General features: G+C 73.0%; 15 protein-coding genes. 10 read left to right on the top strand and 5 right to left on the bottom strand.

Annotated elements, in window-relative coordinates; all coding sequences use genetic code 11:
• Positions 1 to 81 precede the first annotated feature (81 nt).
• The 8 genes from AC07EG_RS27020 to AC07EG_RS26985 are packed head-to-tail and all read left to right on the top strand — an operon-like array spanning position 82 to position 9,965.
• On the top strand, positions 82 to 1,266 hold the full coding sequence (locus tag AC07EG_RS27020; RefSeq protein WP_478255992.1) for a DegT/DnrJ/EryC1/StrS family aminotransferase: 1,185 nt from the start codon (positions 82 to 84) through the stop codon (positions 1,264 to 1,266).
• Positions 1,263 to 2,420: a DegT/DnrJ/EryC1/StrS family aminotransferase gene (locus tag AC07EG_RS27015; RefSeq protein WP_478255991.1), complete on the top strand. Its 1,158-nt coding sequence runs from the start codon at positions 1,263 to 1,265 to the stop codon at positions 2,418 to 2,420. Before AC07EG_RS27020 ends, AC07EG_RS27015 begins: the two co-directional genes overlap by 4 nt.
• Positions 2,417 to 3,391, top strand: a complete 975-nt coding sequence (locus tag AC07EG_RS27010) for a UbiA family prenyltransferase (RefSeq protein WP_478255990.1) — start codon at positions 2,417 to 2,419, stop codon at positions 3,389 to 3,391. The genes AC07EG_RS27015 and AC07EG_RS27010 overlap by 4 nt, the downstream gene beginning before the upstream one ends.
• On the top strand, positions 3,388 to 4,713 hold the full coding sequence (locus AC07EG_RS27005) for a protoporphyrinogen/coproporphyrinogen oxidase (RefSeq protein WP_478255989.1): 1,326 nt from the start codon (positions 3,388 to 3,390) through the stop codon (positions 4,711 to 4,713). The genes AC07EG_RS27010 and AC07EG_RS27005 overlap by 4 nt, the downstream gene beginning before the upstream one ends.
• 11 nt (positions 4,714 to 4,724) lie before the next feature.
• On the top strand, positions 4,725 to 6,275 hold the full coding sequence (locus tag AC07EG_RS27000) for a class I adenylate-forming enzyme family protein (protein ID WP_478256150.1): 1,551 nt from the start codon (positions 4,725 to 4,727) through the stop codon (positions 6,273 to 6,275).
• Positions 6,266 to 7,054: a class I SAM-dependent methyltransferase gene (locus AC07EG_RS26995; RefSeq protein WP_478255988.1), complete on the top strand. Its 789-nt coding sequence runs from the start codon at positions 6,266 to 6,268 to the stop codon at positions 7,052 to 7,054. Before AC07EG_RS27000 ends, AC07EG_RS26995 begins: the two co-directional genes overlap by 10 nt.
• Complete coding sequence (locus AC07EG_RS26990; protein WP_478255987.1) at positions 7,051 to 8,505, top strand: CoA transferase; 1,455 nt, start codon at positions 7,051 to 7,053, stop codon at positions 8,503 to 8,505. Before AC07EG_RS26995 ends, AC07EG_RS26990 begins: the two co-directional genes overlap by 4 nt.
• On the top strand, positions 8,502 to 9,965 hold the full coding sequence (locus tag AC07EG_RS26985; protein ID WP_478255986.1) for a class I adenylate-forming enzyme family protein: 1,464 nt from the start codon (positions 8,502 to 8,504) through the stop codon (positions 9,963 to 9,965). The genes AC07EG_RS26990 and AC07EG_RS26985 overlap by 4 nt, the downstream gene beginning before the upstream one ends.
• Here the strand turns inward: AC07EG_RS26985 and AC07EG_RS26980 are convergent.
• Positions 9,916 to 10,716: a DUF3050 domain-containing protein gene (locus tag AC07EG_RS26980; protein ID WP_478255985.1), complete on the bottom strand. Its 801-nt coding sequence runs from the start codon at positions 10,714 to 10,716 to the stop codon at positions 9,916 to 9,918. The genes AC07EG_RS26985 and AC07EG_RS26980 overlap by 50 nt on opposite strands.
• A gap of 122 nt (positions 10,717 to 10,838) precedes the next feature.
• Between AC07EG_RS26980 and rnhA the strand changes: the two genes are divergently transcribed.
• Positions 10,839 to 11,291 carry a ribonuclease HI gene (gene rnhA / locus AC07EG_RS26975; protein WP_478255984.1) on the top strand — a complete coding sequence of 151 codons (453 nt, stop codon included), beginning with the start codon at positions 10,839 to 10,841 and terminating at the stop codon, positions 11,289 to 11,291.
• Here rnhA and AC07EG_RS26970 read toward each other — a convergent pair.
• Positions 11,288 to 12,568 carry a 3-hydroxybutyrate oligomer hydrolase family protein gene (locus AC07EG_RS26970; protein WP_478255983.1) on the bottom strand — a complete coding sequence of 427 codons (1,281 nt, stop codon included), beginning with the start codon at positions 12,566 to 12,568 and terminating at the stop codon, positions 11,288 to 11,290. The genes rnhA and AC07EG_RS26970 overlap by 4 nt on opposite strands.
• 119 nt (positions 12,569 to 12,687) lie before the next feature.
• Here AC07EG_RS26970 and AC07EG_RS26965 point away from each other — a divergent pair, with 119 nt between their 5' ends.
• Positions 12,688 to 13,617 (top strand): extracellular catalytic domain type 1 short-chain-length polyhydroxyalkanoate depolymerase, encoded by a 930-nt coding sequence (locus AC07EG_RS26965; RefSeq protein ID WP_478255982.1) that lies wholly within the window; start codon positions 12,688 to 12,690, stop codon positions 13,615 to 13,617.
• A gap of 333 nt (positions 13,618 to 13,950) precedes the next feature.
• Here the strand turns inward: AC07EG_RS26965 and AC07EG_RS26960 are convergent, their stop codons facing one another.
• Genes AC07EG_RS26960 through xylA form a run of 3 tightly spaced genes read right to left on the bottom strand, consistent with a single transcriptional unit; the run spans position 13,951 to position 17,236 of the window.
• On the bottom strand, positions 13,951 to 15,063 hold the full coding sequence (locus AC07EG_RS26960) for a glycosyltransferase family 9 protein (protein WP_478255981.1): 1,113 nt from the start codon (positions 15,061 to 15,063) through the stop codon (positions 13,951 to 13,953).
• 37 nt (positions 15,064 to 15,100) lie between these two features.
• Entirely contained in the window at positions 15,101 to 16,045 is a 945-nt protein-coding gene (locus AC07EG_RS26955) for an aminoglycoside phosphotransferase/kinase family protein (protein ID WP_478255980.1), read from the bottom strand.
• A gap of 21 nt (positions 16,046 to 16,066) precedes the next feature.
• Complete coding sequence (xylA, locus tag AC07EG_RS26950) at positions 16,067 to 17,236, bottom strand: xylose isomerase (protein WP_478255979.1); 1,170 nt, start codon at positions 17,234 to 17,236, stop codon at positions 16,067 to 16,069.
• Positions 17,237 to 17,282: the final 46 nt, after the last annotated feature.

Raw genomic sequence — 17,282 nt, 5'->3', positions numbered from 1 at the left:
AAACCGACCGCAAAGAGTGAAAAGTGGGTCCGCCACCATTCATCTCTTTTCGCGCACCCGGCGCTCCGCTACTTTCGGTGCGTGACCCCGCAGCGGAGCGTGACCGCCGACGATCCCGCCGAAACCACCCCTGAAGTGCGCTTTTTCTCGCAGCACGCCACGTTCGAGCGACTGTGGCCGCTCATCCGGGCCCGGGTGGGCGAGGTGTTCGACAACGGCAAGTTCTCCCACGGCAAACAGGTGGCCCAATTGGAGGACCGGCTGCGGGAATACACCGGAGCCCAATACGTGGTGGGCGTCAACAGCGGCACCGACGCGCTGGTTCTATTGCTGCGGGCGGCCGGGCTGAAACCGGGTGACGGGGTGATCGTGCCCGCTTTCTCGTTCGTCGCCACCGCCTCCGCCGTGGTGCTGGCGGGCGGGGTCCCGCAATTCGCCGACGTGGATCCCGGCAATTACGCATTGAACTCCGAGACGGTGGCGGCGGCCGTGACCCGGGGCAGCCGGTTCGTGCTGCCCGCCCACCTGTTCACCGGCATGGCCGACATGGCCGCGATCGGCGAAGTGGCCCGGCGGCACGGGCTCACCGTGCTCGAGGACAGCGCCGAGGGCATCGGCATGCGGCAGCGGGGCATACATGCCGGACTGCACGGAAAAGGCGGTGTGCTGTCGTTCTTCCCGAGCAAGACCCTGGGGGCGCTCGGTGACGCTGGCGCGGTGCTCACCGACGACCCCGGCATCGCCGGTCGCGCGGCCGCGCTGCGGCACCACGGCCGCGGCGGCCGCACCCTCGACCACTTCCCCGGCATCTCCACCGCCTCCGGGCTGATCGGCACCAACAGCAAGATGGACGACATCCAGGCGGCGATCCTGCTGGCGAAGCTGACCAGCCTGGACGACGACATCGCCAGGCGGCGGGCGCTCGCGCTCGAATACGAGGCCGGGCTCGCCGGCCTCGAGGGCGTCCGGCGGCGGCCGGTGCTCGGCCGGGACGACGTCTGCTACGTCTACCTGATCGAAGCCGACCGCCGCGACGAACTGGCCGCGTACCTGGCCGGAGCGGGCATCGGCACCGAGACCTACTACCCCGTCCCCCTGCACCGGCAGCCCTGCTTCGCCGGCTTCCGCCCGCCGCGGCGGCTGCCGCACGCCGAACGGGCGTGCACCCGCGCGCTGGCCCTGCCGCTGTACCCGGACCTCGAGGCGCGGGACGTGCACACCGTCTGCTCGCGCATCCGCCGCTTCTACGCCGGAGCCGCCGCGTGATCCCGTTCTTCCCGCCCGGCCTGTTCGAACAGGACCGCGAGGTGCTGCTGGAACTGCTCCACGCCATCGGCACCGCGGCCGACCAGCGCTTCATCCTCGGTGAGCACACCGCCCGGTTCGAGCAGCTGCTGCGCACCGAACTGCCGGTCGGGGACGCGATCGCCTGCGCCACCGGGACTTCGGCGCTCACGCTCACCCTGCGGGCGATGGGTGTCGGCCGGGGTGACGAGGTGGTGGTGCCCGCGTTCGGCTGCGCGCCGCTGGCCTCCACCGTCGCCGAACTCGGCGCCACCCCGGTGTTCGCCGACATCCGGCCGCGCACCATGGTGCTCGATCCCGAGCTCGCGGAGGCGGCGATCACCCCGCGCACCAAGGTGCTGATGCCCGCGCACCTGTTCTCGATCATGGCCGAGATGCCGCGGTTCCTCGACCTCGGCCTGACCTACGGCCTGCGTGTGCTGGAGGATTCGGCCGTCGCGCAGGGCGCGGCGCTCGGCGGCAGGCAGGCGGGCACCTGGGGTGACGCCGGGGTGTTCTCCTTCGTGCAGGTCAAGTCCTTCGGCATGCCGGGTGAGGGCGGCGCGGTGCTGACCGACGACGCCGAACTGGCACGGGCGGTGCGCCTGCTGCGCAACCACGGCCAGGACGGGCGGACCCGGTTCCTGCACCACCGCATCGGGTACAACAGCCGGTTCGACGAGATCCAGGCCGCCTTCCAGCTGCACCGGTTCGCCGGGCTGGCCGCCCGCCTGGAACGCCGCGCCCGCATCGCCGACTACTACACCGAACGCTTCGCCCCGCTCGCCGAAGCGGGCATCCAGCCGCCGCCCGCCGGGCGCGACGGCCGCTGCTACTACGTCTACACCCTGCTGGCCGAAGACCGGGAAGCGCTGGCGGAACACCTGCTGGCCCACGGGATCGAGACGCACGTCTACTACCCGCACCCGCTGCCGCGCCAGCCCGCCTTCGCCCGGTTCGCGCCGCCGGGTCAGCACTGGCCGCAGGCCGAACTGGCCGCCGCGCGCATCCTGTCGCTGCCGGTCCACGCGCAGCTCAGCGACGCCGAGGTGGAACGGGTCGCCGACGCGGTCTGCGCCTTCGCCCGGCGCCACGCCACCGAGTTCCGCCAGCTCGCCGATCAGGAGGCACGATGACCAGGAGCCAGGACCGCTTGCTCGCCCAGTGGCGGTCCGAACCGATCCGGGAGAGCAAGCTGCGCAGTTACACGCGGCTCGCCAAGCTCGACGTCTACGACTACTACCTGAGCCTGTTCGTGGTCTTCACCGCGATCCTGGCCACCACCGAGCAGTTCAGCCTGAGCGTTTTCCCGATGCTGCTGTGCTTCGTGGCCGGTGAGGTGTGCGTGCTGGCCTCGCTGGTCGCCTTCGACGACTACACCGGCTTCGCCGACGGCAGCGACGTCGCCAACTACGGACCCGACGCCCCGCTGCGGCGGAAACTGCGCAAACCGCTGGTGGCGGGCACGCTGACACCGGCCGAAGCCCTCCGGTTCGCCTGGGGCGCGGCGGCCGCGGGCGCGCTGCTGTGGGCCGCGGCCGTGCTGGTCGGGCCGTTCAGTCCGGTGTGGACCGTGGTGGTGATCGCGATCACCTTCGTGGTGTCCATCCAGTACAGCTACGGCATCAAGCTGAGCTACCACGGGTTCCAGGAGGTCTTCCTGGCCGCGCTGGGCTGGGTGCTGGTGCTCGCGCCGTACGGGCTGGCCACCGGCGGGCTGGACTCGTTCGTGCTGGTGCAGGCGCTGATCTTCGGCCTGGGGCCGCTGCTGTTCGGCGTCTACTCCAACACCAACGACATCGAAGGCGATCGCAGCGTCGGGCGGGTCACCGTGGCCTCGACGGTCTCCCCCCGGGCCAACGCCTGCTTCGTCGGGGCGCTTTCACTGGCCGAGTTCGCCATCGGCGCGGTCGGCTCGCTGACCGGCGCCGCGCCGTGGTGGTTCGTGTTCGCGATGGCCCCGGCGACGGTGCTGCGCGCGGTGCAGTTCCACCGCGGGTTCCGCGCGGGCGACATCATGGGCGCACGACGGCTGGGCTTCCGGGTGCACCGGGTCTCGGTGGTGCTGCTGGTCCTGGCGAACCTGATCGTGCTGGCGATCGCGTGAGCGCGGCACCGGACGTGGCCGTGGTCGGCGCGGGCATCGCCGGGCTGACCGTGGCGCACGAACTGCGCCGGGCCGGGTTGTCGGTGCGGGTGTTCGAGGCCGCCGGGCGGGTCGGCGGCCGGATGGCCACCGTCCGCCACGGCGGGTACACCATCGACGCCGGCGCCGAGCAGATCTCCGCCGAGGGCTACCGCGCCACCTGGGAACTGCTGCGCCGCGCCGGGCTCGAAGCGGCGGAGGTGCCCCCGATCCGGAGCGCGGTCGGGGTGTGGCGCGACGGCCGCGCGCACCCGGCGCTGTCCCCGGAGAGCACGGCGCTGTCCCTGCGGGCCCGCTGGGACCTGGCCCGGTTCCTGGTGCACGCCAGGCGGCACCGGCGCCGGTACGACACCGACCGGCCCGAGCACACCCCGCTCGGCTCCGCCACGGTCGCCGAGTTCACCGGGCGCTTCCACCGCGACCTGCACGACTACCTGTTCCAGCCGCTGGGCGCGAACTTCTTCGGCTGGCGGGCGGAACGGTCCGCGATGGCCCCGATGGCCTGCCTGATGCTGGCGGTCGGCCCGGCCACGGCGTGGCGCACCTACACCGGCGGCATGGACACCCTGGCCCGCCGCCTGGCCGAAGGGCTCGGCGTCGAAACCGGCCACCCGGTCGAGGAAGTGGTCAGCGAGGGCTCGCACGCCAGGGTGACCACGGCGGCGGGCACCTTCCACGCGCGGGCGGCGGTGCTGTGCGTGCCCGCCCCGGTCGCGGCGGAGCTGCACGCCAATCCCGATCCCGCGGCCGAGCCGTTCCTCGGCGCGTGCTCGTTCACCCCGATGCTCAAGCTCAGCTGCCTGCTGGACCGGCCGCTGGGGCTGGCGGCGCGCCGGCCGCTGTACGTGCTGCTGACACCGTCCGCCGAGGAAGCCGTGCTCTCCGGGGTGATCGTCGACCACGAGAAGCACGCCGGCCGGGCGCCCAGCGGACGTGGCCTGGTCAGCCTGTGCGCCGCGCCCTCGGTGGCCGCCGAACTGATCGACGCGCCGGAGGACGAGATCGTGCCGCGCCTGCTCGCGGCCGGGGAACGGTTCCTGCCGGGCCTCGGCGAAGCCACCCGGGAAACCCTGGTGCACCGGTTCCGGCACGGCCTGCCCGAAGCGACCCCGGCCGCGCTGGAGTCGCGGGCCGGGTTCGCCGCCCGGCCGGTCGGCCCGGTCGACTACGCGGGCGACTGGATCTCCCTGCGGCCCAGCAGCGAAGGCGCGATCCGCGCCGGGGCGCTGGCCGCGTCGAGGGTGCTGCGTCACTGCCGCGTCGAGCTGAAGGAGGCCGTGTGAGGCCGTACGACATGGGCGTGCTGTTCGACGAGTGCGCCGATCGGGGGTCCGCCACGCGGGTCCAGCTGGACCGGCCGTTCGACATCGCACCGGGCGGCGGCACCGACTACGGCGTGGGTGATTTGGCCGGACTGGTCGCCGAGGCGTCCGGCTGGCTGGCCGCGGCGGGCGCCGGGGCCGGTGACCGGGTGGCCGTCCTGAAGCCCAACCACTGGGACTACGACCTGCTCGCCTGCGCGGCGATCCGGCTCGGTGCGGTGCCCGCCCAGCTCTCCGCGCAGCTGCCACCCGAATCGCTGACCGCGATGCTGCGCCGGCTGAACCCGGCGGTACTGGTGACCACCGCCGAACACGCCGCGCTCGGCACGGCCTTCGCCGGCCGGGTGCTCACCCTGGACGGCCCGGCCCCCGGCGCCATCCACCTCGACCTGCTCCGCGGGCACCGCCCACCGGCCCCGCGCCGTCCGCGCGAGCACGACCCGCTGGTGATCAACCACACCTCCGGCACCACCGGGGTGCCGAAGCTGGTGGTGCACTCGACCTCGACGATCATCCGCAAGCTCGCCGGGCTGGAGTCGTTCCGCCTGCCCGTGGTCGGCGTGCGCCGCGACGACACGCTGGCCAACGCCAGTTCCTACGCCCACGGCCGCACCTTCTGCTGGACGGCGAGCGTGTTCTGCCTGGCCCCGGCGCGGATCGTGGTCCTGTCCCGGCCGGACCCCGACCAGGTGGACGTGCTGCTGCGCCGCTTCCCGCCGACCTTCGTCGAGGCGCTGCCCGCCACCTTCGCCCGGCTGCGGCCGCTGCTGTCCCGGCTGGACAACGCCTTCCGGGACGTCCGCTTCTTCCTGAGCACCTACGACGCCGTGCACCCGCCGGTGATCCGGGACTACCTGCGTGCCTCGCAGCGCCGCCGTCCACTGTGGATGCAGGGCTGGGGGCAGACCGAGACCGGCCCGCTCACCTTCCGCTTGCACACCCGGCGTTCGGCGGCCGCCCGGGAGCGGGCCACCCGCGACCTCGGCCGCGCCATCCCGATCCGGACCCGGCTGAAGGTGGTCGATCCGGTCACCCTCGACCCGGTGCCGCGCGGGCGGGCCGGGCTGGTGCTCACCCGCACCCCCGCGCGCTGCCTCGGTTACGTCGGGGAGAACCAGCGCTGGCAGGACAAGCACACCGGCGGGTGGTGGCACACCGGGGACATCGCCGTGCGCCGGCGCGGCGGCCGGGTGCTGCTGCTCGACCGCGAGGTGGACACCGCACCCGGGCTCAGCTGCCTGGAACTGGAGGACGTGCTGGAGGACCGGCTGCCCGGCGCGCTGGAGTGCCTGGTGCTGGCCATGCCCGGCCGGGACCCGCTGCCGGTGGTGGTCACCGCCGACGGGGAGCTCGATCCGCGGGAGTGGTCGGCCGCGGTGGCGGGCCTGCCCGGTCTGCAGCCACCACGCGTGCTCACCTGGGACGAGGTCCCGCGCACCGGCACCGGCAAGGTCCGGCGGCTGGCCCTGCGGACCGCGCTCACCGGCTGCGCCGACACCCCGGGGACCGGCCGATGGACGTGACCGCCCCCGCCTACGTCTTCGGCGACCACGCGGACGCCCGGCGTGAGCAGGCCCGCTGCCTGTCCGCCGCCTACGACCCGCTGACCATCGAGGGGCTGACCGCCACCGGCGTCCGCGACGGCTGGCGGTGCCTGGAGATCGGCGCGGGTGGTGGTTCGATCGCCCGCTGGCTGGCCGCCCGTGCCGCGCCCTCCGGGCACGTGCTGGCCACCGACCTCCGCCCGCACGAAGGGCTCCCGGCGCCGGGGCTGTCCTGGGCCCGCCACGACGTGGTGCTCGATCCCCTGCCGACGGCGGAGTTCGACCTGGTGCACGCCCGGCTGGTGCTGCGGCACCTGCCCGAGCGCCAGGCCGTGCTGGAGAAGCTGGCGGCCTCGCTCAAACCCGGTGGCTGGCTGCAGATCGACGAGTTCGACACCTCCTACGGCCACTGCCTGCGGGCCCCCACCCCGGCGGCCGCGGCGCTGTACCGGGACTTCCTGGCGGCGGTGGCCACGGTGATGAACCGGGCCGGTGCCGACCGGACCTGGGGGCGCCGGGCGGTGGCGGCGGTGACCGCGGCCGGCTTCACCGAGGTCACCGCCCGCCCGTCGCTGGAGGTGTGGACCGCGGGTTCGCCGGGGTTGCAGCTGCTCGTGCACCACACGCACCACCTGCGGGACGAACTGCTGGCGGCCGGGTTCACCGGGCGGCAGCTGGCCGAGGTGCGGGCGGTGATGACCGATCCGGCGTTCCTCGCCGTGTCGTGCCCGACGTTCGTGGTGCAGGGCCGGCGGTGACCGCGCTCGGCCTCGGCTGCGAGCTCGGCTGGGCCGGGCCGGTGGACCTGCCGCTGACCAGCGAACCGGCGGTGCAGGCGGCGTGCGGGCTGATGCACGTCCACGGCCGCCGGTCCGGCCGTCCCGAGCCGATCACCGTGGACTACGCCCGCGCGGTCGCCGAGGTGTTCGCGCGCCAGGGTGCGCTGGCCGCCTCGATCGCCACCGCACGCGGGCTGCCGGTGCGTGCCGTGCGCACGTCGGTGGCGCAGGCGGCGCTGCACGCGGTGGCGCAGTACCTCGCCGTCGCGACCACGGACGACGACTGGGTGGAGGACCGGGGCACCGGCGGGCCGCCGTTCGTCACCGCCGACGGGGTCCGGGTGGAGATCGAGACGCTGAACGCCGAGGACTGGTGCCGGTTCTGGGGCAGGCTCGGCGCCTCCCGGCAGGCCATCCGCGCCGGGTGGCCGCCGTTCCAGCGGCGGTTCGGCAGCGCGGTGTGCCCGCTGCCCGGCGAACTGGTCTCCCGCCTGGCCACCGCCGGGTTCGGGTGGGTGGCCGAAGCCGCGGCGGCGACCGGCGTGAGCGTGCTGCCGGTGCGCGAGCAGCCCGGCGAGGTGCCCGGACCGGCGTTCCGGGTGACCCCGCTCGGAGCGGCCGGGGCGGTCCCGCCACCGCCGGGAACGCAGCCGTTGTCCGGACTCGTCGTCGTCGAATCGACTCGCCGGGTGCAGGGGCCGCTGGCCGGGCACGTGCTGGGCCTGCTGGGCGCCGAGGTGATCCGCGTCGAGCCGCCCGGCGGTGACCCGGCGCGGTGGGTGCCGCCGATCGCGGGCGACTGCTCGGCCCGCTTCCTCGCGCTGAACCGGGGCAAGGCGGCCGTGGAGGCCGACCTGTCGACCGCGGCCGGGCGGGCCGAGCTGGTGGAACTGCTCTCGCGCGCCCACGTCTTCCTGCACAACTGGGCCCCGGGCAAGGCGGCCACCTGGGACCTGGACGCCGACCGGCTGCTGACCGTCCACTCCGGACTCGTGTACGCCTGGGCCGGTGGCTGGGGGAACGCCTTCGGCGACCACCCGCCGCTGGGCACCGACTACCTGGTGCAGGCGCACACCGGGGTGGCCGCCGCACTGGGGTCCCCCGCCACGCCGTCGCTGATGACGCTGACCGACGTGCTCGGCGGTCTCGTCTGCGCCGAGGGCGTTCTCTCCGCGTTGCTCGACCGGGTGCGGACGGGCCAGGGCGCACGGGTCGACTCCTCGCTCTACTCCGCCTCTTCCTTGATACCGCAAGATCGTCCATTGTGGACATCGGCGATCGAGGTCCGCGACGGCCTGCTGCACCACGCCGGCGACGAGCCGATCGAGGTGTGCACCGATCTCGCCGAACTGGCCGCGGATCCCCGCTTCGGGGCCGCGCTGGGCTTCGCCGGTTGCACCTATCCGCTGCCACCGTGGGAGTTCCGTTGACCGAATGGGTGTCGAACACCGGTCTCGTCCTGCGTGACCTGGTGCCCGCCGGCCGCCGGGCCGACTGGGTGCGCCGCGGCTTCTGCCCGGACCGGGACCTGTTCACGCTGTTCACCGAGCACGCCGAGGCGCACCCGGACCGCCCCGCGGTGATCGACGCCCGCGGGACGCTCGACTACGCCGGTCTGCTGGAGCTGGCCGGCCGGGCCGCCGCCGGATTGCACCGGGCGGGTTTCCGGGCCCGCGACGTGGTCGGCATCCACCTGCCGAACGGCCGGGACGCCGTCGCGGTGGAGCTGGCCGTCTACGCGCTGGGCGCGGTCGCGCTGCCCGTTCCGCTGAGTTCACGGGCCCGCGACCTGCGTGCGCTGCTCGGCCGGTCGCTGGCCCGCGGGCTGCTCACCGCGGTGCCCTACGGCTCCGGGTCCTGGCCACGGCCGGAGGTCGAGCCGGAGCACCCGGCGCGGCTGCTGGTGTCCTCGGGTTCGGAGGCCGAGCCGAAGCTGGTGGCGTACTCGCACAACGCGTTCGCCGGCGGGCGGGCCAACTACGTCCGCGCGCTCGGGGCCGGGCAGCCGATGCGGAACCTGGTGCTGGTCCCGCTGGCCTCGTCGTTCGGGTCGTGCGGGGTCCCGGTCGGTGTCGCCGCGCTCGGCTCGACCCTGGTCGTGCAGACCGCCTTCGACGCCGCGGCCGCGGTGCGCGCGCTGACCACCCACCGGCCCACGCACGTGTTCGCGGTGCCGACGATGCTGGGCCGGATGGCCGCCGTCCCCCGTGGCCCCGAGGAGGACCTGTCCGGTCTGGCCGCCCTGGTGGCCAGTGGGGCCGCGTTGCCAGAAGGCGTGCGCCGGGCGGCCGAGGCGCGCTTCGGCTGCCGGGTGCACGCGGTCTACGGCTCCTCCGACGGGGTCAACTGCCGCGACGGGGTCCCGGATCCGGCGGTCACCAGCATCCGGATCGTCGACGGTGAGATCCAGGCACGCGGGCCGATGAGCCCGCTGTGCTACGCCGGCGCACCCGAACTCGATTCCCGGTACCGCACCGACGGCGGCTGGGTGCGCACCGGCGACCTCGGCCGGATCGACTGCCACGGCAGGCTGCACGTGCTCGGCAGGCAGCGGCAGGTGATCATCCGCGGCGGGTACAACATCAGCCCCGCCGAGGTGGAGGGCGAACTGGGCGCGCACCCCGGGATCGCCGAGGTCGCCTGCGTCGGCGTGCCGGACGAGGACCTCGGCGAACGGATGTGCGCCTTCGTGGTGCCACGGGACTCCGGCCTGACGCTGCCCGCGCTCACCGGTTTCCTCGAAGCCCGCGGGCTCGAACGCCGGAAGCTGCCGGAGGCCCTGGTCCTGCTCCCGGAACTGCCGCTGGGCCCCACCGGGAAGATCTGCCGGACCTCCCTGCTCACCCTGGCCGCACCGAACCGACCCGCGGCCGGGGCAGCGCCGCGCTGATGCCGTCCCACAACGCCAGCCGGGCCCGCAGCACCGCGCGCACGGTGTCGAGGCACTCGCGCCAGCGGTCTTCGTCGTCGCCGCAGAGATCGGCGAGCAGGCGCCCGGCCATCGGGGCGTGGCGCACCCGGTCGGCTTCGAGGTGGCGGCCGAGGTAGAGGCGGAACAACGCGAGCCGGTCGTCGTCGGCGGTCAGCTGCTCGCACACCGCCGGGACCAGCTCCTCCCGGCCGAACAGGAACGCCGCCGCCTGCTGGTGCACGCCGCCCTCGCCGATCAGCGACCAGGTGGTGCGCACGAACTCCGCGGCGGCCTCCGGCACGCCCGCGGTGACCAGCGCCCGCCGGACCGGGATACCGCTGCGCAGCAGGCCGAGGAACTCGTCGATCGGCACGGTGTCCGCCCCGGCCACCGCCATCGCCTGGCGGTACAGCTCGAAATGGCTGCCGTAGCCGCCTTCGAGCGCGTCGCTCTCCTCCACCAGCACCACCTCGTTGAGCAGCCGCCTGCCCGCCGGGTCGCCCTGCGGGATCCACGGCACCCGCACGCAGGTCAGCTTTCCCTGCAGGGTTTTCAGCAGGGACATGTAGTCCCAGACGGCGAAGACGTGGTGCGCCATGAACACCGCCACGCCGGCCCGGTCACGCAGTTCGCGGTGGAGCCGGTGGCCGGTCACCTGCGCCATGGCACCGGCGATCGCGGCACCGATCCGGTCGAGCTGAGCACTGCGGGCATTCTGGAATGCGGGCACGGGGTTTTCCACCAGTCCTTCCGGCGTGCGCTGCCGATTCGAGAAAAGCACATTGCTTTGCCCACCACCACGTATCGATAGGTCGAACCGGAGCGCTCGATCGGGCGAGGTAGGGTACCGGCGTGGCAGAGCGGGTCGTGGAGATCTACACCGACGGTGCGTGCAGCGGCAATCCCGGCCCCGGCGGCTGGGGTGCGGTCCTGCGGTACGGCGGGCACGAGAAGGAGCTCTACGGCGGGCAGGTGGCCGCCACCACGAACAACCGGATGGAGCTGACCGCCCCGATCCGGGCGCTGGAGAGCCTCAAGCGCCCGGTCGAGGTCCGGCTCTACACCGACAGCACCTACGTCCGCAACGGCATCACCTCGTGGCTGCCGCGCTGGAAGAGCAACGGCTGGCAGACCACGGGCCGGACGCCGGTGAAGAACGCCGACCTGTGGCAGCGGCTGGAAGCCGCCGCCGCCCGGCACGAGGTGGAGTGGCACTGGGTCAAGGGCCACGCCGGGCACCCGGAGAACGAGCGGGCCGACCGGCTCGCGGTCAAGGGCCTGGAAGAGGCCGTCGCCGCGGGTTAGAGCACGCAGGTGGTGGCGGGATCCGCGCCCGGGGTGGGCGGCACCGTGCGTGACGGCGGCGGCCGGTGCCCGTCGAGCCACGCCCCCATCGCGGCGAAGGCGCTGAGGAAGCAGGGGCCGATCGGGCGCAGGCGGTCCGGGTGGGTGTCGTAGAGGGCGTCGGCGTGGGTGCCGCCGGTGATCCGGTAGTACCGGTGGGCTGTTCCGTCCTGGATCATCCCGGCGTAGACGTCGGAGTCGCGGCTGATCGGCAGCAGCGCGTCCAGCGTGCCGTGCAGGGTGATCAGCGGCTTGCCGATGCGCCCGGTGAGCGAGCTCCGTTCCACCGCCCGGTGCACCCGCCGGGGCCGGTCGGCGTAGTCGTACTCGGCGTCGGAACCGGCGTATTCCGGGTCGAATTCGGTGCGGTAGATGCGCTGGGTCAGGCTCCAGTAGACCTGGTCGTGATAGGGCCAGAGAAATTCCGAACCGGGCGCGAAACCGGCGTCGAGAATTGCCCGGTGCGCTTCGGGGGAGCCCTGTGAATAAGCCGGGAAATGGCGGACGGCGGCGGGGAGGAAGGTGAACAGGTTCGGGCCGTGCTCGGTCCAGAGCGTGCCTTCCCAGTCGATTCCGCCGTCGTAGAGCCAGGCGCGGTTCTCCAGTTGCCAGCGCACCAGGTAACCGCCGTTGGAGATCCCGGCCACGAGCGTCCGCCGTGGAAGGTGACCGTAGCGCTGCACCACCGCGAGCTTCGCCGCGACGGTGAGCTGGGTGACCCGGTGGTTCCACTCGGCGACCGCGTCACCGGGCCGGTGGCCGTCGGTGAAGAAGTTCACCCCGGTGTTGCCCTTGTCGGTGGCGGCGTAGGCGTAACCGGCCGCCAGCACGTGGTCGGAGATGGCGCGGTCGCCGGCGTACTGCGCGCGGTTGCCCGGCGAGCCGGAGACCACCAGCCCGCCGTTCCACCGCTCGGGCAACCGGAGCACGAACTGCGCGTCGTGCCGCCAGCCGTGGTTTCCGTTGGTGGCCGAGGAATCCGGGAAGTAGCCGTCGACCTGCACACCCGGCACCGCACCCGGCCGCGGCAGCCCGGCCGAGGTGAGCCCGGCCCAGTCGGCGGGCACGGTGTGTCCACTCGCGACGGTGCCGGTCGTGGTGAGGTCGGCCAGGCAGGCGCTGATCTGGTGGGCCGCGCCCGGCACGTGCGGTGCCGCGCAGTCGTCCGCCGCGACGGCGGTGCCGGGGAGCAGGACGGTGGCCAGCAGCGCGCCGGCCAGCGCGAGTTTCGGCAGCATCCGGCGAAGGTAGACCGGGTGGCGGCACCCGGCCATGTCCGGCGGCCACACAGTGCTGGTGCCGATTGTGTGGGTTCGGCCGTCGGCCCGGCTCGCGGTCGTTTCGTACCGTGGGAAAGATGCGAACGCTGACGATCGCCATGGCCCTGCTGGCAGCGCTGCTGACGGGAACGACCCCGGCTTCGGCGGCGAACATCGTGGAGGTGACCGGGTTCGGGAGCAATCCGGGGGCGCTGAAGATGTACCGGTACGTGCCCGACGGGCTGCCCGCCGGGCGGCCGGTCGTGGTCGCCCTGCACGGGTGCACCCAGGACGCGACCGGGTACGGCACCGCCACCGGGTGGCGGGCGCTGGCCGACAGCGGGCGGTTCAGCGTGGTGCTGCCGCAGCAGCAGCCGTCGAACAACCTGAACAGGTGCTTCAACTGGTTCCAGTCGGGCGATACCACCCGTGGCTCGGGTGAAGCGGAGTCGATCGCGCAGATGGTCCGCCACACGCGGGCGGACCTCGGCGGGACCACCGCGTACGCCACCGGGCTGTCCGCCGGTGGTGGCATGACCTCGGTGCTGCTGGCCGCCTATCCGGACCTGTTCGCCGGGGGTGCGGTGGTGGCGGGCCTGCCGCACGGCTGCGCCGCCACCATGATCGACGCCTTCTCCTGCATGAACCCCGGCAAGGACCGGACGCCCGCCGCCTGGGGCGGCAGCGTGCGCGCGGCGAGCCCGCACCAGGGGCCGTGGCCGGTGGTCAGCCTGTGGCAGGGCACCGCGGACCACACCGTGGCGGCGGCGAACCAGCGTGAACTGGTCGAGCAGTGGACGAACGTGCACGGCATCGCACCCACTCCGAGCGAAACCGGCACCGTGGCCGGTCACCCGCACGCGGTCTACCGCGATGGCGGCGGGCGGGCCGTGGTGGAGACGTACTCGCTGACCGGTATGGGCCACGGCCAGCCGGTCGACCCACCGGCGTGCGGGGCGGCGGGGGCGTACTTCCTGGACGCGGGGATCTGCGCGGCTGCGCGGATCAGCGCGTTCTGGGGGCTCTGACCGCACCGGGTGGCCAGTGGGCAAGGTCGGCAGCGGGGTTTGGGAGCGCTCCCGGAACTCGTCGAGGAGGTCCGCTGCACCGCTCCCTGCTCGGTGCCGGTGTAGACGGTGTTGCCGCCGTTGCGCACGGTCCAGGTGCCGCCGTTGTTCACCGCTTCGGCGCTGAACGAGCCGGTGCCGCAGTCGGCCGGCGGACCGGCTGCGGCGGCGGGTACGGCGGGCACCAGGGCGGCGAGCAGGGCGGCGGCAGAAAGCGCTTTCCCAATACGCGGGCGCATCATCGCTCCTCGTTTCCGGGTGGCGTTTGGGAGCGCTCCCAAGCGAGCCGGGACCCTAGCAGAGATAGTCGAGGTGGACACCGTCGATCGACCAGAGCCCGGAGGCGTCACCACCGTGCGCGGCCACCAGCGCCGGGAAGTAGTCACGCAGCGCCTGCTCGTAGGTCACCGTGCCCCCGGCGAGTTCGCCCGCCGCGGTGACGATGCGATCCAGGTCGGCCTCGATGCGCGCGCGGCTCATCGACGGCGTGCGCGGCCCGTCCTCGTCCTCGGTCACCAGCGCCGGGTCGAACTGGCTGAAGCTGGGGAACCGGCCGGTGTCCGGGAGGATCGAGCGGAACGGCACGCCGTTGAAGAAGTACTCGAACCAGCGGCCACCGGAGATCGTCAGCCACGGGGTGCCGACGGCGAGCACGGCGAGGCCGAAGCCGGTGTGCGGCGAGACGAACACATCACTCGCCTGGACCAGCGCCAGTTGTTCGACCAGTGGGACATCGACCGCGTTCACCGGCGCCGACCGGTGCGCGAGCAACCGGCGCAGCCCGTCCCGTCCCAGTGCCGTGGTGGTGCGCCCGTCCCTGGCGGTCTTGCCCAGCAGCACGATCTCGGCTTCGGGGTGCGCCTCGGCCAGTGCGTCCAGGATGAGCAGCCACGAAGCCACCGACGGGTACATCGCCGGCTCGCTCGACCCGCCCGGCAGCACGGCGATCCGCGGCCGGGGTTCCCGGCGCGCGCTCTCCGGGAGTTCGAAGCGCAGCCGCTGCCGCGGCAGGTAACCGACCCGGGGGTCCCCGGCGAAGGTGCGCTTCTCCCCGGCGACGAAGTACCGGTCGGCCGCGGCGTAGTAGTCGCGCATACCGGGGAACATCTCCAGCTGGAAGTCCTGGTACCGCCGGGAGTCCTCGATCACCAGGTCCCATTCGCGGGGCAGCGCCGCCAGCCTGCTCGCCGAATCGGGGCAGGGCTCTGCGAAGGAGTGGTCCACCGCGTACCTGCCGGAGACGAACGGGCAGAAGCCGGCCAGCTCCACCGCGGTGGCCGCGTTGAGCGCCACGGAGATCTCCCGGCCGGGCCGCGCGGCGTGGTGCCCGTTGGCGTAGTACAGCGCTTCCACCGCGTGCCCGACGGGATGGGCGTAGAAGAAGTTGAGCAGCACCCGATCGGCCATGGCCACACCCTGGCAGCGGTCGCCGGGGTGGCGATACTCATTTTCCGCCGCTGAGCCCGCCCGCGAGTTCGGTGGTGCGCCAGTGCTCGAGCACCGGCTTCAGGCCGTCGGCCAGCAGCGGGAGTTCCGGGACCATCGCCAGGCAGCCGACGGCCTGCAGGTTGCGCAGGGCTTCCATGACCCGCAGCAGCCGCGGGTCCACCGGCCGCAGGCCGAACCGGGCGGCTTCGGCGTTGTAGGCGTCGATGTTCTCGTCGCCGACCCCGGCGAGATCCCATTCCACCGGCCCGCGGGTGACGTGCTCGAAGTCGGAGAAGTACACGCGGCCGGGTGTTTCGATCAGGTTGTAGTACGGCGCGTCCCCGTGCACGGGTTGCAGGCCGGCGTCGGGGAATTCGGTGCGGAAGGCGGCTTCGGAGGAGACGACCGGCTCGAGGATCGCCCATTCCCGGCGGGCGCGGTCGAGGTCGCCGGGCTCGATCAGGTCGGGGCGGTCCGCCAGCCGCGCCAGCGCGTCGTCCACGAACCCGTCCATCGGCTCCAGGAACCCCAGTTCGCCGGGGTACTCGCGCAGCAGCGAATGCAGCCGGGCGGTGAGCGCGAGCCGCGGCGCGGTGTCCAGTGCGGGTTCGGCCACACCGTCGATCAGTTCCCAGAAGGTGATGCCGAACCCGTCTCGCCGCACCGGCTCCGCGGGCAGCAGCGGGCTCGGCACCACGGTCGGCTCCCCGCGTCCGGCCAGCCACCGGGTCACGGCGATCTCGTTGCGCTGGAAGCGCCCCTGCTGTTGCGGGGTGGCCGTGCCCGGCAGCACGGTGGGCACCCTGGCGATCACCGGCGCCGGGTCCAGGACCACCACGACGGAGAACACGTCGTAGATGACCCTGGGTCCGGTCACGGTGAGCCCGAGTTCCCGCGCCGCCTCGGCGGCGGCGCGGGCGGCTCGATCGGTACGGGCAGCGAGTTCCTCAGGGGAAAGCACTCCCCCAATCTAGGTGATCTTTCAGCGCGCGCCGGTCAGGTGGTCCAGCGCGAGCTGGGAGAGCCGGACGAAGCCGTAGTTGCGCTCGGCGGCCTTGTCCGGGTCGAAGTCCTCGTAGGCGGACCGGTCGGCGAGCAGCCCGGCGGCGGTCTCGCCCTCGTTCAGCGTCGGCACGGCCAGTTCCGGCACCAGCGACGCGGCCAGCGCCTCCTGCACCTCGGGGTCGGCGCGGAAGGCGCGGGACCGCTCGGCGAAGATCAGGTAGCTGCGCATGTTCGCTTCCGCGCTGGCCCACACGCCCTCGGTGTTCTCGGTGCGCAGCGGCTTGTAGTCGAAGTGCCGCGGGCCGTCGTAGCCGCCGTTCTCCAGCAGGTCGACCAGGAAGAACGAGGACAGCACGTCGCCGTGGCCGAACACCAGGTCCTGGTCGAAGCGGGGCCCGCGCTGGCCGTTGAGGTCGATGTGGAACAGCTTGCCCTGCCACAGCGCCTGCCCGATGCCGTGCACCACGTTGAGCCCGGCCATCTGCTCGTGGCCGACCTCCGGGTTGACCCCGACGATCTCGTGGTTCTGCAGGGTGGAGATGAACGCCAGCGCGTGGCCGACGGTGGGCAGCAGGATGTCACCGCGCGGCTCGTTCGGCTTCGGTTCGAGCGCCAGGCGCAGGCCGAGGCCCTGGTCGAGCACGTACTGCGCGAGGAAGTCGATGCCCTCGCGGTAGCGGTCCATCGCCGCCTTGACGTCCTTCGCCGCGTCGGTCTCCGAGCCTTCGCGGCCGCCCCAGAGCACGAAGGTGGACGCACCCAGTTCGGCGGCCAGTTCCATGTTGCGCATGACCTTGCGCAGCGCGAACCGGCGGACCGCGCGGTCGTTGCTGGTCAGCGCGCCGTCCTTGAACACCGGGTGGCTGAACAGGTCCGTGGTGACCATCGGCACCACCAGCCCGGTTTCGGCCAGCGCCGCCTGGAACCGCTTGATCCGCCGATCGCGCTCGTCGTCGGCGGAGCCGAACGGGAACAGGTTGTCGTCGTGGAAGGTGATGCCCCAGGCCCCCAGCTCGGACAGGCGGTGCACGGCGTCCACCGCGTCCAGCGGTGCCCGGCTGGCCGGGCCGAACATGTCGTTGGCCTCCCAGCCCACGGTCCACAGCCCGAAGCTGAACTTGTCCTCGCGCGTCGGTGCCTGCGTCATCACGCCTCCATCAATAAGTTTGATGCCTGAACTTATCTGCGGCACG

It is taken from the genome of Amycolatopsis sp. NPDC045836, assembly GCF_056431745.1.
The sequence above is the reverse complement of the archived record's forward strand: the minus strand, read 5'-3'. Positions and strand labels throughout refer to the sequence as shown.